General features: G+C 68.5%; 20 protein-coding genes. 10 read left to right on the forward strand and 10 right to left on the reverse strand.

Features of this window, described 5'->3' with window-relative positions:
• Positions 1-73 precede the first annotated feature (73 nt).
• From ACLF3M_RS34285 to ACLF3M_RS34305, 5 genes are read right to left on the reverse strand one after another with little or no spacing between them, the layout of a single operon-like run.
• Entirely contained in the window at positions 74-1,030 is a 957-nt protein-coding gene (locus tag ACLF3M_RS34285; RefSeq protein ID WP_430661515.1) for an amidohydrolase family protein, read from the reverse strand.
• A 2-nt stretch (positions 1,031-1,032) separates the two neighbouring features.
• The gene (locus ACLF3M_RS34290) at positions 1,033-2,646 is read right to left on the reverse strand and encodes a phytoene desaturase family protein (protein WP_430661516.1); all 1,614 of its coding nucleotides are present in this window, start codon (positions 2,644-2,646) and stop codon (positions 1,033-1,035) included.
• A gap of 4 nt (positions 2,647-2,650) precedes the next feature.
• The gene (locus tag ACLF3M_RS34295; protein WP_430661517.1) at positions 2,651-3,631 is read right to left on the reverse strand and encodes an ABC transporter substrate-binding protein; all 981 of its coding nucleotides are present in this window, start codon (positions 3,629-3,631) and stop codon (positions 2,651-2,653) included.
• Positions 3,632-3,648: 17 nt separating this feature from the next.
• Complete coding sequence (locus tag ACLF3M_RS34300; protein WP_430661518.1) at positions 3,649-4,470, reverse strand: ABC transporter permease; 822 nt, start codon at positions 4,468-4,470, stop codon at positions 3,649-3,651.
• Positions 4,467-5,243 (reverse strand): ABC transporter ATP-binding protein, encoded by a 777-nt coding sequence (locus ACLF3M_RS34305; protein ID WP_430661519.1) that lies wholly within the window; start codon positions 5,241-5,243, stop codon positions 4,467-4,469. Before ACLF3M_RS34305 ends, ACLF3M_RS34300 begins: the two co-directional genes overlap by 4 nt.
• Before the next feature lie 126 nt (positions 5,244-5,369).
• Between ACLF3M_RS34305 and ACLF3M_RS34310 the strand changes: the two genes are divergently transcribed.
• From ACLF3M_RS34310 to ACLF3M_RS34320, 3 genes are read left to right on the forward strand one after another with little or no spacing between them, the layout of a single operon-like run.
• Positions 5,370-6,368 (forward strand): LacI family DNA-binding transcriptional regulator, encoded by a 999-nt coding sequence (locus ACLF3M_RS34310; RefSeq protein WP_430661520.1) that lies wholly within the window; start codon positions 5,370-5,372, stop codon positions 6,366-6,368.
• An 11-nt stretch (positions 6,369-6,379) separates the two neighbouring features.
• Positions 6,380-7,933 carry an ABC transporter substrate-binding protein gene (locus ACLF3M_RS34315; protein WP_430661521.1) on the forward strand — a complete coding sequence of 518 codons (1,554 nt, stop codon included), beginning with the start codon at positions 6,380-6,382 and terminating at the stop codon, positions 7,931-7,933.
• A gap of 15 nt (positions 7,934-7,948) precedes the next feature.
• Entirely contained in the window at positions 7,949-8,917 is a 969-nt protein-coding gene (locus tag ACLF3M_RS34320) for a membrane dipeptidase (protein ID WP_430661522.1), read from the forward strand.
• Positions 8,918-9,127: 210 nt separating this feature from the next.
• Here the strand turns inward: ACLF3M_RS34320 and ACLF3M_RS34325 are convergent, their stop codons facing one another.
• Positions 9,128-10,096, reverse strand: coding sequence for a Bug family tripartite tricarboxylate transporter substrate binding protein (locus ACLF3M_RS34325; RefSeq protein WP_430661523.1), 969 nt, complete (start codon positions 10,094-10,096; stop codon positions 9,128-9,130).
• Between the two features lie 219 nt (positions 10,097-10,315).
• Between ACLF3M_RS34325 and ACLF3M_RS34330 the strand changes: the two genes are divergently transcribed.
• The 4 genes from ACLF3M_RS34330 to ACLF3M_RS34345 all read left to right on the forward strand — a co-directional run bounded on the left by ACLF3M_RS34330 (position 10,316) and on the right by ACLF3M_RS34345 (position 14,333).
• Positions 10,316-11,149, forward strand: a complete 834-nt coding sequence (locus tag ACLF3M_RS34330) for a carboxymuconolactone decarboxylase family protein (RefSeq protein WP_430661524.1) — start codon at positions 10,316-10,318, stop codon at positions 11,147-11,149.
• Between the two features lie 59 nt (positions 11,150-11,208).
• The gene (locus tag ACLF3M_RS34335; RefSeq protein ID WP_430661525.1) at positions 11,209-12,192 is read left to right on the forward strand and encodes a Bug family tripartite tricarboxylate transporter substrate binding protein; all 984 of its coding nucleotides are present in this window, start codon (positions 11,209-11,211) and stop codon (positions 12,190-12,192) included.
• Positions 12,193-12,215: 23 nt separating this feature from the next.
• The gene (locus ACLF3M_RS34340; protein WP_430661526.1) at positions 12,216-13,382 is read left to right on the forward strand and encodes a cobalamin-independent methionine synthase II family protein; all 1,167 of its coding nucleotides are present in this window, start codon (positions 12,216-12,218) and stop codon (positions 13,380-13,382) included.
• 69 nt (positions 13,383-13,451) lie between these two features.
• Entirely contained in the window at positions 13,452-14,333 is an 882-nt protein-coding gene (locus tag ACLF3M_RS34345) for a LysR family transcriptional regulator (RefSeq protein WP_430661527.1), read from the forward strand.
• 133 nt (positions 14,334-14,466) lie between these two features.
• On the opposite strand, the gene ACLF3M_RS34350 is transcribed toward ACLF3M_RS34345, so the two are convergent.
• The 4 genes from ACLF3M_RS34350 to ACLF3M_RS34365 form a co-directional block, all read right to left on the reverse strand.
• A complete protein-coding gene (locus ACLF3M_RS34350; protein ID WP_430661528.1) occupies positions 14,467-14,874 on the reverse strand; it encodes a carboxymuconolactone decarboxylase family protein in 408 nt (135 codons plus the stop codon).
• A gap of 26 nt (positions 14,875-14,900) precedes the next feature.
• Entirely contained in the window at positions 14,901-16,019 is a 1,119-nt protein-coding gene (locus tag ACLF3M_RS34355; protein WP_430661529.1) for an LLM class flavin-dependent oxidoreductase, read from the reverse strand.
• A 38-nt stretch (positions 16,020-16,057) separates the two neighbouring features.
• Positions 16,058-16,366, reverse strand: coding sequence for a hypothetical protein (locus tag ACLF3M_RS34360; protein WP_430661530.1), 309 nt, complete (start codon positions 16,364-16,366; stop codon positions 16,058-16,060).
• A gap of 573 nt (positions 16,367-16,939) precedes the next feature.
• Positions 16,940-17,890 (reverse strand): polysaccharide deacetylase family protein, encoded by a 951-nt coding sequence (locus tag ACLF3M_RS34365; protein ID WP_430661531.1) that lies wholly within the window; start codon positions 17,888-17,890, stop codon positions 16,940-16,942.
• 143 nt (positions 17,891-18,033) lie between these two features.
• Between ACLF3M_RS34365 and ACLF3M_RS34370 the strand changes: the two genes are divergently transcribed.
• From ACLF3M_RS34370 to ACLF3M_RS34380, 3 genes are all read left to right on the forward strand, one after another.
• The gene (locus tag ACLF3M_RS34370; protein ID WP_430661532.1) at positions 18,034-18,285 is read left to right on the forward strand and encodes a tripartite tricarboxylate transporter substrate-binding protein; all 252 of its coding nucleotides are present in this window, start codon (positions 18,034-18,036) and stop codon (positions 18,283-18,285) included.
• Between the two features lie 69 nt (positions 18,286-18,354).
• Entirely contained in the window at positions 18,355-18,930 is a 576-nt protein-coding gene (locus ACLF3M_RS34375; RefSeq protein WP_430661533.1) for a Bug family tripartite tricarboxylate transporter substrate binding protein, read from the forward strand.
• Positions 18,931-19,297: 367 nt separating this feature from the next.
• Complete coding sequence (locus ACLF3M_RS34380) at positions 19,298-19,492, forward strand: DUF3182 family protein (protein WP_430661534.1); 195 nt, start codon at positions 19,298-19,300, stop codon at positions 19,490-19,492.
• Positions 19,493-19,594 lie beyond the last annotated feature (102 nt).

Below are 19,594 nucleotides of genomic sequence, written 5' to 3' on the forward strand. Positions count from 1 at the left end.
ACTCTACAGCCCAAGCGAGTGCTGGAGCTATTTCAGCACCGCAGGATAGGCACCGGATTAACGGCACGATGCTTTAGGCTTCCGGATCCGCCTTCGCGATCGCTGCCATCACCTCGGGATCGACGCCGTCGAGTTGCGACCAGGGATCGGTCAGGCCCATCGAGAACGGCCAGTCCGAGCCGAAGAGCAGGCGATCCCGGCCGAAGACATCGGCGACCAGCGACAGCCCCGCCGCGGAATGCGCGATGCAGTCCACCATGAAGTGGCGGAAGGCCTGGGTCATCGGCGGCGCGCCGGTGTCGGCGCCGGGGCGGCCAACGGCCTGGCCACGCGCGATCCGCCCCGCCGCCAGCGCGGCGCTGCCGCCGCCGTGCGAGAGGATGAAGCGGATGCGCGGGAAGCGCTCGATCACGCGGCCCATGGCGAGATGCGCGGCGGCGAGCGCGGTTTCGCCCGGGCCGCCGATCAGGTTGTGCAGGAAGAAGCGATCGAGGCGCGGATCGCTGCCCGTCGTGGGGTGCAGCAGCACAAAGGCCTGCGCCGAATCCAGCGCCGACCACAGCGCGTCATAGGTGGGATCGCTGAGCATCACGGCCGATGCGGCGTGCCCCGCCGCCATCGCGAAGTGGGCGCCGTGTTGGGCGCAGGCCGCGGCGATCTCGGCGGCCAGCGCGGGATGCCGGACGGGCAGGAGAAAGCTCGGCGACAGGCGTGCGGCATGCGGGGCGCCGATGACGCGCAGGGCCTGGTTGACGTAGCCGCACCAGGCCCGCGCGGCGGCTTCGTCCGCGATGCCGTCGCGATACATCGGCGGCGGGACGGAATACCAGGCGCGCCTAATGCCGTTCTCGTCCATCCAGGCCAGCAGCGCCTCGGGCCGCGTGACCTTCGGTCCGCCCGCCAACTGGACGCTGCCCGCCATCAGCTTCAATTCAGCCTCTCGCCAATCCACGTCGGGGATCGCGCGTAGCAGGTCCGGCACGATCGGCGCGAGATGCGTGTGGCAGTCCAGCGCGATGCTGCGTTCCATGGTCACGCCGCCTTCGTCAGCACACCGGCGTGCCAATCCGCCATCGCGGCCTGCGCGGCGTTGTGGCCCGACAGGCCCGAGATGAAATTGCCGGGCCAGGTGCCGTTGCCGCTCAAATACAGTCCGCGCGCCGGCGTGCGATACGCGTGTAGGCCCGGCAGCGGCCGCATCCAGAAATTGTTCCAAGGTGCGAGGTCGCCATGCACCATGTTCGCCTCGACCAGGCCGAAGTCGCGCTCGAAATCCTCGGGGTCCATGCAGCGCCAATCCGTGATGAGGTCGGGTAGATCGGGCAGGTATTCCGCACAGGCCGCCAGCGTGCGCTTCGCAAGCTTGTCGCGTTCCTCGGCCCAGGTGCCGTCGCGCAGGTGGTAGGGCGCGGTCCCTACATTGAGGCTCAGCACATGCTTGCCGTCCGGCGCGAGGCCCGGGGAGGTCAGGGACGGACAGAGGCCCCAGACCACGGGCTTTTCCGCGATGCGGCCGCGCAGCAGTTCGGCATGCGCGTCCTCAAGGTAATCCAGCGACGGCGCGATGCGGAACTGCGCTGCCATCAACGCCTGCGGACCGGCATCTGGCGGCGCGTTGCGCCAGCGCGGCACACCGTCCAGCGCGACCACAACCTTGAAGGCCTTCCCAGCCATCGGCCGCTTGCCCATACGGGCGCGCCAGAGGGCCCAGTCGGGCTCGTCCCGCAGTAGGTCGCAGACGGTGACGCGCGGGTTCAGCGCGGCGATGACAAGCTTCGCGCGGTAGACGTCGCCGTCGCGCGTGACCACACCCTCTACCGCGCCATCGCTCAGCAGGATGCGGTCGGCGGGCGCCATGGTCTTCATCACCACGCCGCGCGCGCGGGCGGACCGCTCCATGCTCTCGACGATGGCGCCCATACCGCCGACTGGCATGCCCGTGGTGCCGCGCAAGGGCATGCGCCGGGGGTCGTCGGCGCCGGCGGCCTTCAGCGAAGCCAGCGACAGCGGGCGCGCCAGCAGGTTGGCCGGCGTGCCCGGCGAGGAGGGCGTGACGCTGCCGCCGACGATCGCCATCGGCCCGATCAGCGCCTGGGTCTGCCAGGCCAGGTCGAACTGCGCCATGAGGTCGCGGATGGAGCCGAGGAAGATCCGCGCGAAAGCTTCCTGGTCGTCCAGGCTGACGAGGTTGCGCGTGAGGTCGCGGAGGTCTGGCGGCGGCCCGAACATCGTGATGCCAAGTTTGTCCGCGAAATCCTGGAGATAGGCGAAGAAGGCGTCGTAGCGCGCGGCCTCGCCGGGCGCGAAGCGTTCCATCTGCGCGGCGCCGCGGGCCTTGTCGCGCCAGCCCACGAATAGGCTGTCATCGGCCAGCGGGTGCACCAGCGTGGGATCGATGGGCTGCATGCGGAGCCCATGCTTCTCGAGGTCGAGGTCGCGGATGATCAGCGGCTCCAGCGAGCCCGGAGAATTCGCGATGGTCGTGCGGTATCCCCTCATGAACTCGACCGTCGCGGCCGGTCCGCCGAGACGCGGTCCCGCTTCCAGCAGCAGCACCGAAAGTCCGTCGCTGGCGAGGTAGCCCGCGGCCACCAGCCCGCTATGCCCGCCGCCGAGGACGATGGCGTCGAAGCGGTCGGCGGGCATGCGATCAGGCCGGGACGAAGTCGTTGGTGTAGTACGCGTCGAGCGGGCGCTGCTGGCGGATCTCGCCGACAGCGGTCAGCGTCTCCACCAGCGCGCGCCATTCGGCTTCCGACGAACGGCCCCAGGTCGGGTCGCTCAATGGCTGGCTGAGCGCCTGCAGCCCCTTCGCGTAGTCCACGCATTGCGCCTGGCTGCCGGCGACGGTGACTTTGGACTTGATCAGCGTGCAGGCGGCATCGGTGTCCGCGACCTGATCGGCCATGGCGCGCTTGATCGCGACCAGCATGCGGCGGATCGCCTCCGGCTTCTCGCGGATCGCCTGGTCGTTGGCGGCATAGCCGAAGCCGAGCAGCGGGACCCCGAAGCTCGCGAGTTCCAACACCTCGGGCTCGAAGCCGGCGCCGCGGACGATGGCGCGATAGGCGTGGCTGTCGCCGCTGACGACATCAACCTGGTTGGTCAGCAGTGCGGCGTTCTTGGCGGAGGCGTCGAGCGAGATGACGTTGAGCGCGTTCTCCGGGATGCGGTTGGCGCGACGGAAGACGGAAAGGCTGAGCCCGTCGGAGCCACCCGGCGTGCTGCCGATCTTCAGGCCACGCAGCGAATCCGGGCCGGTCAGCGTCACGCGGCCCTTGATGCCGACGAAGCTGGCGGAGGTGCGGTGCTGGTAGACGCAGACCGTCTTCAGCGGCACACCACGCGCGATGGCGGCGGCGACGTTGGTGATATTGATGTGGCCGATGTCGTAGCCGCGCTGGCCCACCACGATCGCGGTGGTGTTGGAGCCGCGGCCCTGCTCGTACTCGACCTCGACCCCGGCGTCGCGGAAATAGCCCTTCTCCTGCGCGATGAAGTAGACGGAGTGGTAGGGTAGCCAGCCCCAGTCCAGCAGGAGCTTGATCTTCTCCATGCCCTGCGAACGGCCCTTCACGGGGGCGGCGAGGGCGACGGCGCCGGCAAGCAGCGCGCGACGGGACGGCTTCATGCGTTCTCTCCCCTTGTTCATTCCTGCGCCCGACCGCGCTGGCTGGCGTGCCAGGGAATGGCCAGGCGCTCGATCCATTCCGCGAGATACCAGGTCGCGATGCCGAGGATCGAGACGACGACGACCGCGGCGAAGGCCGTCGGCACCTCCAGGCTGCCGACGGACTGGATCAGCATGTGGCCGAGGCCCTTGTTGGAGGCGACGAATTCCCCGATCACCGCGCCGAGTGGCGCAAGGGTGATGGAAATCTTGATCCCCGCCATGATCGACGGCAGCGCGCTGGGCAGTCGCACGGTCCAGAGCGCCTGCCACGGCGACGCACCCATCGATCGCGTCAGCAGCAGCAGGTCGGGTTCGGCGGAGCGCAGGCCGGTGACGGTGTTCACCAACATCGGGAAGAAGGTGAAGACCACCACGAAGATGATGCCGGACTTCACGCCGAAGCCGATCCAGACCAGCAGCAGCGGCGCAACGACGACCTTCGGGATGGCGTGGAAGATCACGAGCCAGACATAAATCACACGCTCGAAGGCGGGCGAGGCCGCGATCAGCGCGCCGAGGCTGAGCGAGATCGCCAGCGCGATGACGAAGCCGACGACGGCCGCGAAGGCGGTGTACTGCAACTGGTCCAGCAGCAGCGGCCAGCGTTCGAGCATGAGTTCGAACACCTCGCTCGGCGCGGGCAGCAGATAAGACGGCAGGTCGAAGAAGCGGACCGCGGCCTCCCACAGCAGCAGGCCGCCGAGGCCGCTGGCGACCGGTAGCAGGATGCCGACGCCGCGCAGGCGGGATGGCTGGGTCGCGGTGGTGGCGACGGCGGCGGCGGGGCTATCGCTCATCCCGTCAGCACGCCCGTGCGTTCGAACTGCATGCGGATGCGGCGGGTCAGCGCGGCGAAGTCCGGCTCCTCCCGCATGGACAGCGTGCGGGGACGCGGCAAGTCCACGGGGATGTCGTCGAGCAGCACGCCGGGTCGGCCCGACATCACGAGGACGCGGTCAGCGAGGAAGACGGCTTCCGGAATGGAATGCGTGATGAGGACCGAGGTCGTGCGCCCCGCGCCCTGCACGCGCTGCAGCAGCACACCCATCTGGTCGCGGGTCAGCGCATCCAGCGCGCTGAAGGGCTCGTCCATCAGGAGATAGGACGGTTCACAGAGCAGCGCGCGCGCGATGGCGACGCGCTGACGCATGCCGCCCGAAAGCTCCCAGGGCTGGCGCTCCGCGAACTCGCCGATGCCGAGTTCGCTCAGCAGCGCCATGGCGCGGTTGCGTGCCCAGGCGGGGTCGCGCCTCTGCAGCTGCGCAGGCAGCAGCACGTTCTGGATGACGTTGCGCCAGTCCAACAGCAGGTCGCGCTGGAAGACGACACCGATTCCGGTCATTCCCTCTGTGACAGGGCGCCCATCCAGCAATACGCGGCCGGCGCTCGGCCTGTCGAGGCCCCCGATGATGCGCAGCAGCGTGGACTTGCCGCAGCCGCTGGGACCGACGATGGCGGTGGTGCGGCCGGCATCCAGCGTGGCGGAGACGGGGCCGAGCGCGTGCACGCTGCCCGCCCGCGATTCATACGTGCGGGAGATCGCCTCGATCCGGACGTCGCCAGCCGCCAAGCCGCCCTCGCGGAGAAAACGATTACTGAGAAGGGAGCGTCGCCCGCCACGAAGCGCCTTGTCAAGCGACGTAACCGGGCGAATCGACACTGGTAAACGATTACTGGACGCGTTAGCCTTTTCGCGATGACCACGGTGCTCGACGTCGCGAAGCTCGCCAGGGTCTCCTCGGCCACGGTGTCGCGCGTGCTAAACGGGCACGCCAGCGTGAACGCGGAGGCGCGCGAGCGCGTGCTTGATGCCGCGCTGAAGCTCGGCTTCCGGCCCAACCGCATGGCGCAGGGGTTGCGCCGCGGGCGCGGCAACGCGATCGCGCTGCTCGTCGGCGACATCGAGCAGAACCTCTATTCCGCGCTGACCAAGCATGTGCAGGCCGCCGTCGCGGCGATCGGGCTGGACGTGCTGCTCTACAACCTGGATCACAGCGCGGCGCGACTCGACAGCTTTCTGTCGCTTGCGCCGGCGCTCGGGCTACGCGGCATCGTGATCGCGACATCCGACCGCATCGGGCCGAAGTTCGACGCGACGCTAGCGGCGCTGCAGGCGGGCGGGCTGACCGTGCTGTCGATGGTGCAGCGGATGGACCATCGCGGCGTGCCGTCCATCGTGCATGAGGAGTTCGCCGCGACGCGCCAGGCCGTGCGCTACCTCATCGACGCTGGCCGCGCGCCGGTGGTGTATGTCGGGCGGATGGGTTCGTCGGACCTGGGCACCGAACGATACGCCGGCTATCGCGCCGCGCTGGCCGATGCCGGCGAACCGCTGCGCCGCGAACTGACGCAGGAAGCGCGGTACAGCTACGTCGCGGGGTACGAGGCCGCGCAGCGGCTACTCGATGCCGGCGTCGCGTTCCGTGCGGTGCAGGCCGGCAGCGACGTCATCGCGCTCGGCGTCCTGGCGGGGCTGGCGGATCGCGGCGTGCGGGTGCCCGACGACGTCGCGGTGATCGGCTTCGGCAACGCGGACTGGACGGGCTTCGTGCGGCCTTCGCTGACGACGCTCAGCGTGCATCACGAAGCCGCCGCGATGGCCGTGCGGTCCGCCTTCGAGGCCGCGGAGGCCGGCCGCGACATCCCGCCGCTGGTTACGATCAATCGGTCCCTGATCCCAAGGGAATCCGCATGAGGAGGACGGCGATGCGACGCATCGGACTGGCGATGACGGCGGCGGCGCTAGCGACGACGGCGTCGGCCGCGGATTTCACCTTCGCGCTGCAGACCGACACGACGTCGATGGACCCGCATGTCGCGCCGACCTTCACGGCATCCGCCCTGCACGCGCATGTCTTCGACACGCTGGTCACGATGGACCCGCGCTACAACCTCCGGCCCAGCCTGGCGACGTCCTGGCGGCCGGTCAGCGATACCGCCTGGGAATTCGAGTTGCGCCCGGGCGTCACCTTTGCCGACGGGCGTACGTTGACGGCGGAGGACGTCGCCTTCTCCTTTTCGCGGGTGCTGAGCGTCCGCTTCGGCGCGGGGACTTATGCGCCCTATGCGCGGTCCGTCAGCGGCGTGACGGTGCTGGGGCCGCATCGCGTGCGGCTGGAGACGGCCGCGCCCTATCCGCAACTGCTGCTGGACGTGGAGCGCATCCGCATCGTCTCGGCGGGCGTCGGCGATGCCACGACCGTCGACTTCAACCAGGGGCGCGCCGCGATCGGCACCGGGCCATTCCGGCTGGTGCGCTGGACGCCGGGCGAGAAGCTGGAGTTCACGCGCAACCCGACCTATTGGGGCCCGCCGCCGGTCTGGGACAACGTCACGATGCGGCCGATCCCGAACGATGCGGCGCGGCTGGCGGCGCTGCTCAGCGGGACGGTCGACCTGATCGACAAGGTGCCGATGACCGACGTCGCACGGCTGCGCGGCGATTCCCGCGTGACGATCTACGCCCATGACGGCAACCGCACGATGTTCCTGGTGCCGGACACCGCCCGCGAGGTTACGCCCTTCGTGACGGACAAGGAGGGCCGGCCGCTCGATCGCAACCCGCTGCGCGACGTCCGCGTACGCCAGGCCATGTCGCTCGCGATCAACCGTGCCGCACTGACGGAGCGCGCGATGGACGGACTCGCGACGCCGGCCAACCAGGTCGCGCCGGAAGGCATGTTCGGCTTCGCGGACGGCCTGCCGCGCAGCAACTTCGATCCCATCGCCGCAAGGCGGCTGCTGGCCGAGGCGGGCTTTCCCAACGGCTTCAGGATCACGCTGCACTGTTCCAACGGCCGCTACGTCAACGACCGCACGACCTGCCTGCAGATCGTCCAGATGCTGAGCCGCATCGGCATCGACGCTTCGGCGGAAGCCGAGCCGCAATCCGTCTTCCTGACGCGCATGACCGCCTTCAACGCGTCGCTGCTGCTGAACGGCTGGGGCAGCACGGGCGACAACCTGGTGGTGCTGCGCCAAGCCGTGCATTCCGTTGATCCCGCCGGCGGCTGGGGCGGCTTCAACCGCGGGCGGTATTCGAACCCTGGGGTGGATCGGCTGATCGAGCAGGCGTCGCAGACTCTGGACGATACGCGCCGCGCGGCTCTGCAGGCCGAGGCGATGCAGCGCGCGATGGAGGAGGTCGGTCTGGTGCCGCTCTACACCGCGCAATGGATCTGGGCGACCCGCCGCGGCTTCACCTTCACCCCCGGCTTCGACGAAGGCACGCTGGCGGTCCGCGCGGCGCCGGTGAACTGACAGGAGACAGACACCATGCTCATCGACGGCCTGCAATGCGGCCATTTCGACCGTGACGCCTTCGAGGCACTGCGCCGCGGCAATGTCGGCGCGGTGACGATCACCGCAGGCTTCTGGGAGGATACGACGGAGTCGCTCGATGCCATCGCGCGCTGGCGCGACCTCTGCGCCGCCAATGCCGACATCGTGGAAATCGCGCGTACCGCCGCCGACATTCGCCGCATCGCCGGCGCCGGCAAGCTCGCCATCGTCATCGGCTTCCAGAACACGGAGCTTTTCGGCAACCGCATCCGCCTGGTGGAGATCTTCGCCGAACTCGGCGTGCGGTCGGTGCAGCTGACCTACAACAACCAGAACTGCTACGCGGGTAGCTGTTATGAGGACGAGGACAGTGGCCTGTCGCGCTTCGGGCGAGAACTCGTCAAGGAGATGAACCGCGCTGGGATCCTGGTGGACCTCAGCCATGTCGGCAACGGGAGCACGCTGGATGCCGTGAAGTTCTCGGGCAAGCCCGTCGCGATCACGCATGCGAATGCCGACAGCCTGTTTCCGCACAAGCGCAACAAGACCGACGACGTGCTGCACGCGCTGCGGGACAATGGCGGCGTGATCGGCTGCGCGACCTACCGCAACATCACGGGCGACCATAACTGCGCGACAGTCGAGAACTGGTGCACGATGGTGATGCGCACGGTGGAACTCGCCGGCATCGACCATGTCGGCGTTGGCACCGACCGTAGCCACAACTTCACCAAGCCGGACTACGACTGGATGCGGATGGGGCGCTGGACGCGCGGCGTGGATTACGGCGCGGGCTCGGCGGCCAAGCCGGGCAAGGTCGGCCCGCCCGACTGGTTCCCGCGCGTGGAGGACATCGGGAAGATCGAGGACGGGCTGGCGGCCGTCGGCTTTACGCCGGAGGAAGTCGCCAAGATCACGCATGGCAACTGGCTGCGCGTTTATGAGGCCGTGTTCGGAGCCTGACGAAAAGCAGGGACAAACTGGCGTGGGACTCGGCCCAAGCGCACTTCTACCGCTGCAGAGGGCGGGAAGCGGTCCGACGTAGCCACGGGCCGAAAGCGCGGGCAGTTCGCCAGCAGTAGAGTCTTGCCTCGGAAACGCCGAGGCTACGCCAGATCTCCCCCGCTGAGCGCCCGTCCGCGAACTACGCCGCCGTCCTTCGCATCCGGGCGCTCATTCCGCGCGAAGGCTGTTGTCGCGGATCACCTTGCCATAGGACGCAGTCTGCTCGCTAAGGCGCCGGCGGAAGGCATCGGCGCCGTCGGCCACGACCTCCGCCCCGAGTTCGGCGATGCGTGTCCTAATCAGCGGTTCGCCGAGAACGGCCGCGATCTCGCGCTCCAGCCGCTCCACCATCGGCCGCGGCGTCTGGCCCTGCACCATTACCCCTTGCCAGGTCCCGGCGTCATGTTCCGGCCAGCCGAGTTCGCGGAAGGTCGGGAGGTCCGGGACGACGTCGAGGCGACGCGGGCCCGTCACCGCGATGCCGCGCATCTGGCCGCGCTGAACGAAGGGCAACGATAGCGTCACGCCCGACATCGACAGATTGGCCTCATTGGAGACAAGCGACATCATCGCCGGCGCGCCGCCGCGGTAAGACACCGACATCACCTCTGTTCCCCATGACGCCGCGAGCGACAGCGCGACGATCTGGCCGAGCGTCCCTGTCCCGGCATTGGCGGCGTTGAGACGGCCAGGGTTGGCTCGGGCATAGGCGACGAGTTCAGCCGCGTTCCGCACTGGAAGGTCGTTGTTCACGACCAGGATGTAGGGCGCGTAGATCAGCATCTGGACCGGCGCCAAGTCGCGCTCCGCGTCGAAGGGCATGCGGGCATAGAGCGCAGGGTTGGTCGCCAGGATTGAGACGTCCAGCAGCAGAATAGTGTGACCGTCCGGCCGGCTCTTCGCTACGAAGTCGGCGCCAATGTTGCCGCCGGCGCCGGCACGGTTCTCCACGACCACGTTAGGGCCGATCCGCGCGGACAGGACCGGCGCAATCAGACGCGCCATGATGTCGCTGGTGCCGCCCGGCGCGACAGGGACGATGATGCGGACTGTCTGGCTGAAGGTCTGCGCCTGCAGCGCGGGCGCGGCGAGCATCGCGGAAGCCGTGGCGGCCGAAAGCAGGGCGCGGCGGAGCATACCGTTTCTCCTCCCTCTTCGCCGGCGACGCTGAGCGCCCCGGTCGTGACCCGATCCTGACGCCGGGGCGGCGTCTCATGTCCTGACCTCTTCCTTCAATACAGTTTTTCCATCACGTCCAGTTTTGTGCAGAGAAGGCGCGGCGATAAGCTTTCCGGTCTTGTCACGCGACAATGAGGAAGGACGGCGCACGCCGTGCCGGGGAGGGGTGCCGACGTCATGACCGGCAGGGAAGACGAGCCCGATCCCGAAGCGCTGATGGCGGAATATATCCGCAACCGCGGCGATATCTTCGAGGAATGGCATTTCATGGCGCGGTACGTCCCGCGCACCGTGATGTTGCAGCACGATGCCTCTGGTTACATCCTGCAGAACGCCAACAAGACGACACCCGACCAGGAACTGTCGGTGGTGATGCGCGAACTCATCGCAACCGCCTATCTGAGCGCGAAGGGCGACCAGCGCTTCGCTGCGAACCATGTTCGCCGGCTGTACCGGTTGGGCGTCACCAGCGCCGTCATCTTCGAGGCCGCCGAGGCCATCGCCCCGGTGGTTGGGCATTCCACGATCTCGCATGTCGCGCGGTCGATCATGCTGGCGAACGACCCAGCCTATCCCTTCGGCGTCATGCCCCCGGGTGGCGAGCCGAAGCAGCTGACGCCCTTCCCCGAACTCGACATCGGCCGGGAGGCATCAGAACCCCCTTCCTCCATCGCCAAGGACGAGGATTGGCGGGACATGGCCGCTATCGATCCCGAACTTGCGCGCCGCACCGCGGCCTTCGTGGACCATTGCCTGGCGATCGGACGCAAGCCGACGCCACTGCTCGGACCCGGGCCGCGCGCGCTGGTCGCCATCGCCGCGCTCTGCGCGCGCGGGGAGGCGGAGATCGCCGCCCGCTACATCCGCCGCGCCTATGCCTGCGGGATTAGCCGACGCAAGGTGCTGGAGGCGATTTCCGTGGTCTACAACATGACCGGCGCGGTCAGCGTACAGATCGGCATCCGCGCGATACGTCTGGCGGAGGCAACCGGCAGCCTGCCACAGGCGTGAGGAAGGAGCGCAGGCCGACCGCCCACGAACGCGGCCGCGAAAGGAAGGAGGAAGGGAGCATGGATCTCGCACGCCGCGGCCTCGGCTGGGCTGCCGCCGCCTTGATGCTGGGCGCCGCACCAAACCGGTCGATCGCCCAGCCCGTCTACCCCACACGCCCGGTGCGCATCCTGGTCGGCGCCGCGCCGGGCGGCACGGCCGATGTCGTCGCCCGCCTCATCGCGCAAGAGCTGACCGCGACGATGGGCCAACCCTTCGTCGTGGAGAACCGCGCGGGGGCATCGTCGACGCTGGCCGCCGGGGCTGTCGCGACCGCGGCGCCCGACGGCTACACCCTGCTGCTGGGCGCGTCGAACACGCATGCCATCGGGCCGAACCTGATGCGCACCGCCTACAACCACATCGCGGATTTCGCGCCGGTCTCGCTATTCTGCACGGGGCCGCTGATGCTGGTGGTCAACCCGGTCGCGCTCGATGTGCAAAGCGTCCCGGAACTGATCGAGAAGCTGAAGGCCGATCCCGGCCGCTACAATTTCGGCTCCACATCCAACGGCACGGGCCAGCACATCGCGGGCGAGTTGCTGAAGCTGCGCACCGGCGCCCGTGCGGAGCACGTGCCCTATGCCACGGGCAGCGCGCAGCTGCTGGCGGGGCTGCTCGGCAATCAGGTGCAGTTCGCCTTCGACAGCGTGCAGACCATGCTGCCGCAGGTCGCCGACGGCCGACTGCGCGGCCTGGCCGTGTCGAGCCGCGAACGCGTCGCCGTGGCCCCCGACCTGCCGCCGATGGCCGACTTCGTCGGCGACTTCGACATCTACAATTGGTGGGGCATCCTAGCCCCGCGCCAGACGCCGCGCCCGATCGTGGAACGCCTGAGCGCCGAGATCCAGCGCATGGTCCGCACGCCGGAAATGCGCCAGCGCATCCTGGATTTCGGCTGCATCCCCGTCGGCAGCACGCCCGACGCCTTCGAGGCGCATGTTCGCACCGAGACCGAGAAATACGGCCGCATCATCCGCGATGCCGATATCCGGCAGGGCTGACGGCCGCGAAGGAGACAGGGCGCATGCTGCGCAGCGACCACCGCATCCTGACGACACATACGGGCAGCCTGCCGCGCCCGCCGTCGCTCACGCGCCTCTATGTCGCCCGCATCCGGGGCGAGGCGGTGACGGATGCGGAGATCCTCGCCGCCGGCCGTGCCGCGGTCGCCGACATCGTGCCGCGCCAGGTCGCCGCCGGCATCGACATCGGCAACGACGGCGAGCAGACGCGCGAGGCGTTCTTCCTCTATCTAAGCCGCCGCCTGTCCGGCTTCGGCGGCGCCTGGGATCGCCCACCGCGCGCCGATGTCGAGCAGTATCCCGCCTTCAAGAAGATGATGGCCGCGGCGAACGCGGCTAAGGTCGCGGTTAGCGGGCGCGACAGCGTGCCCAAGGCGGTCGGCGAGATCCGCTACGTCGACGCCAGCGCGATCGAGGAAGAATGCGCGACCTTCGGCGCGATCCTAGACGCGAACGGCCGGCCGTTCCGGGAAGCCTTCATGACCGCGCCCTCGCCCGGGATCCTGGCGCGCTCCCTGCTCAACGAATACTACGCGACGGAGGCGGACTACCTCGACGCACTGGGCCGCGCGCTGCGGGTGGAGTACGAGGCGATCGTCAGACACGGCTATCTCCTGCAGATCGACGCACCGGACCTGGCGCTGGAACGTCACATCTCCTTCGCCGGCCAGCCGCTGTCCGCCTTCCTCGACTTCGTGGAGGCTGTGGTGGACACCATCAACCGCGTGATCGAGGGGATCCCACGCGACCGCGTGCGGCTGCATGTCTGCTGGGGCAACTACGAAGGTCCGCACGACCGCGACGTCCCGCTGAAGGACATCCTGCCCGCGGTCGCGAAGGCCCGCGTCGGCGGTTTCGTCCTCCCCTTCGCCAACCCGCGTCACGCGCATGAATACCGCTGCCTCGAGGGAGCGCTGGCCGACGACCAGGTCGTCGTCGCCGGCGTGTTGGACACGCTAACCAACGTCATCGAGCACCCCGAGGTCATCGCGGAACGCCTGCAGCGCGTGGCGGAAGTGCTCGGCCATCCCGGCCGTGTGCTGGCCGGCACGGATTGTGGCTTCGACACCGGCGCCGGCGCCGGCCGCGTGGCGGAGGACGTGGTCTGGGCGAAGCTCACCTCGCTGCGTGACGGGGCGCGGCTGGCGACGGAGCGGCTGTTCCGTTGACCCGCCGCTATCCCCGCGGCGGCGGATCGGGATAGCCTGCCCCGATGGAAGCGGGGGGGCGTCCCGGGCGTGAACAAGTTCGCCGCGATCAGCGTCTTCGCGCGCGTGGCCGAATGCGGCGGCTTCACGCCGGCCGCGCGCCGTCTCGGCATGTCCGTCTCGGCGGTGACCAAGGCCATCGCGCGGCTGGAGAACGACCTCGGCACCCAGCTCTTCAACCGCACCACGCGCCAGCTCAGCACGACCGAGGCGGGGCAGGAATTCTATGACCGCTGTGCGCGTATCCTGGCCGACCTCGACGACGCCGAGGCCATGCTGCGCAACCTCAACACCGCCGCGGAGGGACGCGTGCGCGCGGTCGTGCCCTTCTCGTTCGGGCGCGTCACGCTTGTGCCGGAGCTGCCGGCCTTCCTCGCGCGCCATCCCCATCTCTCGGTGGAGCTCAGCTTCAGCGATCTCGCAATCGACTTGGTCGCGGAGGGCTATGACCTCGCGGTGCGCACCGGGCCGGTGCAGGATTCGCAGCTGACGCGGCGGCTGCTGACCCGCGGGGCGCAGGTGACGGCCGCCGCACCCGCGTACCTCGCCACGCGCGGCGTGCCGCACCACCCGCGCGACCTTAGGGAGCACAACTGCATCATCGGGCGCTTCGGTCCGGCCTGGTCCTTCATCGGCGAGGACGGGCGTCCGCTTGAGGTCCGCGTCGGCGGCAACGCGCTGATTAACAGCGGCGATGCGCTTAGGGAAGCCGGCGCCGCCGGGCTCGGCATCGTGCAGGGCACACACTGGCTGTTCCGCAAGGACCTCGAGGCCGGGCGGCTGGTGCCGATCCTGGAGAGCTTCGCCGCGGAGGGCGCGCCGATCACAGTCCTCTATGTCGGCAAGCGGCACCTGCCGCAGAAGGTCCGCGTCTTCCTGGACTTCCTGACCGAGATCACGCGGACGGGCTGACCGGTTCGGCCGGCCGAAGGGGCGGCGGGGCCGGTTCGTCCGGCGGCCGCGGCGCAGCGACCGGTGTGTCGGCCCGCAGCGCCGCCTCGCGCACCAGGCCGCCCCGGATGTCGCAGAACCAGCACATACGCGATCAGCCCGGCGGCTGCTCGGCAGCCCAGGGCTGCGCCGTCGGATCCTGCTGCAGCACTTCCAGGTACTGCTTCACCGCATGCGACATGCATGGCCATCCCGTGTACATTCCGACATGGATGATCACCTCCATGATCTCCTCATGCGTCATGCCGATCTTCTTGGCGCTGCGGAAATGCGAATGGCTGCCGGTTGGCCGCGACATCGCGATGTTGGCGGCCAGCGTGATGAGTTGCCGGTCGCGCAGCGAGAGCCCCGGGCGCTGCCAGATTTCGCCGAAGAGAAACCCCACGGAATAGCGGTAGAGGTCCTCCGACAGCTGCTTGTGGTCGCGCATCGTCTTCTCGCGACCCATCTCCGTCAGCAGCTTCATGCCGCGCTCGAAGTGCTCGTCGTCCACGATCGTCACGCCATTCCCTCCCATGCTGCCGCGCGTCAGGCGGCGCTGCTTCTGGCCCCGGCGGCGATGACGGCGTTGACGCGGGGCATCACCTCCTCCGCCATCAACTGCATCGATCGCTTGGTCAGCGCCGGGTCCACCCAGTCCATGCCGGCATAGACGATCTCGCCGAACGCGCCGGCCTCCTCGCGCAGCGCGAGGATCTGGTCCACCACGCTGTTCACTGTGCCGAAGATGACGAGCCGGTCCATCACATGGTCGAGCGTCACCGCCTCGTCCGGCTGGTCCCGGCTCTCCTTCATCACGAAGAGCCGCCGGCTGCGCTCGAGCTTGGCCAGGATCTGGCGGTAATAGGCGAGGTAAGGACTGCGCGGATCGGTGCGGCCGTAGCGCTCGGCGGTCTTCTCGTCGTCCGCGACGAAGATGGTGCGGGCGACGCGCCAGTCCCGTGGATCGGCGACCTCGCCGACGGCGGCCTTGCCTTCGGCATAGTTCTGCCAGTGCGTCGGCAACCAGTTTGATAGCAGGAAATTGGCTGAAAGCGGGTGGAAGTCGCGCTTGCCCATGTCCACCACGCCCTTGGAGAAGGGCGCGAGGACGGTGCCAACAATCTCGGGGCGCGGCTTCTGGAAGGGCTTCGGCAATTCGCCGACGCCGAGATGCGGCGCGCTCGTGCGCCGCGTCGAGACCTTCCAACGGTTGCCCGGCAGGTCGATGTCGTAGGGCGGGTCGCGCTTCCAGATTTCGAGGATGACGTCGATCGCCTCCGCGAACATGCGATTCCGGTCCTCCTCGAGAAGGCCGAGCGCCTCGGCGTCGGACGCCAGCGCGCCAGGGCTGACGCCGAAGATGAAGCGGCCTTCGGCCAGATGGTCCAACATCGCGGCCTGGGAGGCGATCAGCACGGGATGCGATTGCGACAGGTTGGAAGTCCCGGTGGCCAGCCTGATCGTCTTGGTGTCGCTGACCAGCGAGGCCAGGAACATCATGCTGTTGGTCACGCGCTCCGACCGGTCCGTCAGGTGCTCGCCGATAAAGGCGTCGTGGAAGCCCAGGCGGTCGGCGAGGATGACGGTCTCGCGGTCTTCCTTGAGGGTTTGCGCCCAGTCGCGGTCCATGCCGTGCAGCGGCATGGTGAAGAATCCAAGCCTCATCGCCGATCCCCGGGCCAACCTTTCGTCGTGGCGCGAGTCTAGTGACCTCGTCGCCGGGCAGCAGACGCCAAATCGGAAAGGGAGCCTTTCCGATCTTTCCGAGCCCCCGGCGGCTGCTCGCAGGCGGGCGGCGTCAGGCCGGGATGGCGCTGCCGCCGCATGCTTCCGATCGCGATCTCCTGCAAGGCGATCACCGCGGGCGTGGCGTCCCGCGCGGCGGCACGGATCAGCCCGACCTCGCGCTCCACCACTGGGTCCGTCAGTGGACGGACGGCCAGCGTCCGAAAGCCCGGCGCGGGACAGCCGAGCACAGGCAGCGCCGCAACCCCGGCGCCGCTGGCGACCATGTTCGACGCGCTGATCGACTGCGCGAAGGTCATCACGGGGTTGGCAGCCCGGCAGGCGACTGCCGATGGCCAGGTCGATCTGGCCGCCCTGGATCGCGGCGTGCAGCACATCTGACGTGCCGTCGGTCATCGCGACGCGGGCCTCGGGGTGGCGAGGCGCACCAGGTCGCCCCAGCGCTGCGTCTCGCTCCGGATGAAGGCCTGCCGTGCGGAAGGGGCATCCTCAAGTGCGACGCCACGTCGCACTAGATCTTTGTAAGAGGGTCGTGCGTCGCAATGGACCGGTTTGGGCGCAGCTTGTGTGAAAACCGCGACCTTCGGCCAGGATTTCGGCGTTGCTGGGGAGGCCGCGATGAAGCGCTTCGTCGAAGGCGAGGACCGCTGCCAGACGGCACTGCTCCCCCCGTGCATCGACGACTACGTATCGGAGGAGAACCCGGTCCGGGTCATTGATGCCTGAGCGGGGCTGCGTCGCAGCTACTCAACGCGCGGGGGACGTATGCTCAATCAGGGCCTTTCGTCTGGGCAGGCACGCTTTAAGAGGACGCCGGCGGCGCGAGTGGGACGATTTTATCACGTGGCAGCCGACCAGTAAGGCTGCAGGCCTCGGTAGCCAACCTGTACGACGCCCTCCTCTTCGCACCAGTCCCGAACCGCACCTTCGGCGAAGAGCGCATATTCGCGTACGCGCCAGCCCGCATGATCCGGCGCGATTGCCTCGATTTCGCCCGGCACAGTACAATGCAGCGCGAGGTGCGTCAGGCCGTCCGGCAACATCGCGATCATGCTGCGATAGCTTGAACGCGTCGCTTCAGCAGCAACCGGTAGCGTGCCGCGCATCGCGTCCGGGAGCGGCCGCCCGCTGTCCGCAAGGGCCGCGGCTAGCTGTGCATAGGCATCCGGATCTGGGGCGAAGCTAATATTGCACGGCAATACGGGAACGAGACCATACTCACGCGCCAGCGCGAGGTGGCAGTCGAGCAATTCTGGCAGCATCGCTGCAGCCATATGCGCATCGATGTGCGTGGGCCGCAGTCCGGCGGCGAGAGCACGCTCGATCTGGGCGCGCAACTCGGCTTGCGCGGCTTCAGGAACGAGGTGCTGGCGCAGCTGCGCAATGTCGCGCCAGAAGTAGCCGTCATGGTCGATCAGGCCCGAAGCGCGGCTCCGCGTGGAAATCGGTGCCCAGCGATAATGCGCCCACTCGCTCGTCAGGGTGAGATGGACACCGAGGTCGAGGGATGGATTGGCCGCCCCGGCTTCGCTGATCTCGCGGAACCAAGGACATGGCACCATCACAGAGCCACAGGTCACGAGGCCCGCCGCGGCAAGCTGAAGGAATGCCTGGTTGGAGCCATGGCACATGCCAAGGTCGTCGACGTGCAGGATGACGGCGCGACGGAGTCCGAGCAGGCGGGTTAACGGGGAGGCGATCTGCTCGCGGTCTCCCTCACCTTCCTGCGCAAGTGCCGGCACGCTGGCCTCCACAGCTCGGTTCCCACAGGCATGCGGCAGAGTGGCCATGATGGGCTACACCTTATACCAGTTCCAATTGGTCAGAACCCATAAGCCCATTCACGCAGGCCGATGGACATGATGCGCCATGGCTGATCCCGCCACGCTGGTAGGCATCGCGCGCGAGCAGGGTCTCGACCTTCGCGCAGGGCATGAGCGCGCGCACCACGCAGCCCGTGGTGGTGGAGAACCGCGCCGGTGCCGGCGGCGTCATCGGGTCGGAATACGTCGCCACCTCCACCGACGGCCGCACCCTGATCTTCATGACGCTGTCCGCGGCCGTGCTGAACCAGGCCCTGCAGCAGCCTGCCGATCGAGGTTGCGCATGTCGTCAACACCCACACGCATCAGAGCGCCGTCCGCAGCGTCACCTGCGCGAAGCGGTTCATCAGCGTGGTGGCTGACGCTGGACGGGGGGAAACTCGCGCGTGCCCTCGTGCGGCGGTACGGCGCTGTTCGTCTAGGTCAATCCGATGGTGCCGGCGACTACGCTGCAGGAACTGCTGGCGCTCATGCGTAGCCGGCCCGGCCGCGTGACCTATGCGTCCAGCGGCCCGGGCACCATCCTGCATCTCAGCGCACACATGATGGCGGCGGCCGCCGGCGTGACCGCGGAGCCCGTGCCCTATCGCGGCGCCGGGCCCGCGCTGCAGGACGTGCTGGCGGGCAATGTGGACTTCATGATCGAGGGCTTCCTCTCAATGCTGCCCTATGTCCGCTCCGCCCAGCTCCGCCCGCTGGCGATAGCGGCGACGCAGCGCAGCCCGAACCTGCCGGACCTGCCGACAACGGACGAGGCCGGCCTTCCCGGCTTCCATGTCGCGAACTGGCATGCGGGCTTCGCGCCGGCGTCGACGCCGGCCGCGGTCGTCAGGACGCTACGGGAACTGGTGCAGGCCGGCCTGGCGGTGCCTGCCGTGCGGCAGCGGATGACGGAGACAGGGCTCGACCTCGTCGGCTCCAGCTCGACGGAGCTGGGGCGCTTCTGGGACGAGCAGATCGCTATGTGGGTGCCCGCGGTGAGAGCCTCCGGCGCCAGCGCCGACTGAGTTCTGGGCCTGCTCGCGGAAACGCGCCGAACGCCGCCCCGTCATCGTGCATGCGCCGGATCGGCGCGGCCGGTCAGGGCGGGGAACGCTAGATCGGCCCGGCGTCTGTTCACGCCGGGCCGCTCGCGATCAGCGCCAGCCGAGTGCGGGGGCGCGGCGACGCATGGCTGGATCTGCTCTCTCGCGCGGTGTAGCCGAGGCGGCGACAAATATGGCGATTTGCCCGGTTCACCAGCGCGCTCGGACGAAGGCGCAGAAGCGCCTCGGCGTACAGCCGTGGGGCATCGGCAGCGCCTCCAACACCCACCCGACTTGCGCGTTAGGCCACGAGACGGACCCTATGCAGCCGGAGGATCCGACGATGGAGATGCACGGGGCGGCGCGGGGGGTCGTGGTTCTCTACGAGTCCCAGGAGCGTGCTCGTGCGCGACAGCACGAGCGGGCCACGCACGAAGCGATCGCGCGGCGGCTGGCATCGCTTATGCGCTTCGAATACGCGGGAGAGTACGATCCGTTGGCCCGCTACCCCGGCCCGGTCTACGTTGTGTCCGTTGTCGGATGATTTGGGACGGTCGAGCTGGCTCAGGAATGGAGTGTCTGGCTCACCTGGGCTGAACGTTATGCGGCCTGCTGTTGATGCAGCAAGCGGCGGCGTTGGATGGTA

Origin of the sequence: Falsiroseomonas sp. HW251 (genome assembly GCF_050563545.1) — a bacterium.
In the GTDB taxonomy this organism is placed as follows: Bacteria; Pseudomonadota; Alphaproteobacteria; order Acetobacterales; family Acetobacteraceae; genus Falsiroseomonas.

Coding starts and splice junctions, on each gene's coding strand:
- ACLF3M_RS34285 (WP_430661515.1), bottom strand. CDS start 1,030: ATGGAACGCAGCATCGCGCTGGACTGCCACACGCATCTCGCGCCGATC.
- ACLF3M_RS34290 (WP_430661516.1), bottom strand. CDS start 2,646: ATGCCCGCCGACCGCTTCGACGCCATCGTCCTCGGCGGCGGGCATAGC.
- ACLF3M_RS34295 (WP_430661517.1), bottom strand. CDS start 3,631: ATGAAGCCGTCCCGTCGCGCGCTGCTTGCCGGCGCCGTCGCCCTCGCC.
- ACLF3M_RS34300 (WP_430661518.1), bottom strand. CDS start 4,470: ATGAGCGATAGCCCCGCCGCCGCCGTCGCCACCACCGCGACCCAGCCA.
- ACLF3M_RS34310 (WP_430661520.1), top strand. CDS start 5,370: ATGACCACGGTGCTCGACGTCGCGAAGCTCGCCAGGGTCTCCTCGGCC.
- ACLF3M_RS34315 (WP_430661521.1), top strand. CDS start 6,380: ATGCGACGCATCGGACTGGCGATGACGGCGGCGGCGCTAGCGACGACG.
- ACLF3M_RS34320 (WP_430661522.1), top strand. CDS start 7,949: ATGCTCATCGACGGCCTGCAATGCGGCCATTTCGACCGTGACGCCTTC.
- ACLF3M_RS34325 (WP_430661523.1), bottom strand. CDS start 10,096: ATGCTCCGCCGCGCCCTGCTTTCGGCCGCCACGGCTTCCGCGATGCTC.
- ACLF3M_RS34330 (WP_430661524.1), top strand. CDS start 10,316: ATGACCGGCAGGGAAGACGAGCCCGATCCCGAAGCGCTGATGGCGGAA.
- ACLF3M_RS34335 (WP_430661525.1), top strand. CDS start 11,209: ATGGATCTCGCACGCCGCGGCCTCGGCTGGGCTGCCGCCGCCTTGATG.
- ACLF3M_RS34340 (WP_430661526.1), top strand. CDS start 12,216: ATGCTGCGCAGCGACCACCGCATCCTGACGACACATACGGGCAGCCTG.
- ACLF3M_RS34355 (WP_430661529.1), bottom strand. CDS start 16,019: ATGAGGCTTGGATTCTTCACCATGCCGCTGCACGGCATGGACCGCGAC.
- ACLF3M_RS34360 (WP_430661530.1), bottom strand. CDS start 16,366: ATGGTCGCCAGCGGCGCCGGGGTTGCGGCGCTGCCTGTGCTCGGCTGT.
- ACLF3M_RS34365 (WP_430661531.1), bottom strand. CDS start 17,890: ATGGCCACTCTGCCGCATGCCTGTGGGAACCGAGCTGTGGAGGCCAGC.
- ACLF3M_RS34370 (WP_430661532.1), top strand. CDS start 18,034: ATGAGCGCGCGCACCACGCAGCCCGTGGTGGTGGAGAACCGCGCCGGT.
- ACLF3M_RS34375 (WP_430661533.1), top strand. CDS start 18,355: ATGGTGCCGGCGACTACGCTGCAGGAACTGCTGGCGCTCATGCGTAGC.
- ACLF3M_RS34380 (WP_430661534.1), top strand. CDS start 19,298: ATGCACGGGGCGGCGCGGGGGGTCGTGGTTCTCTACGAGTCCCAGGAG.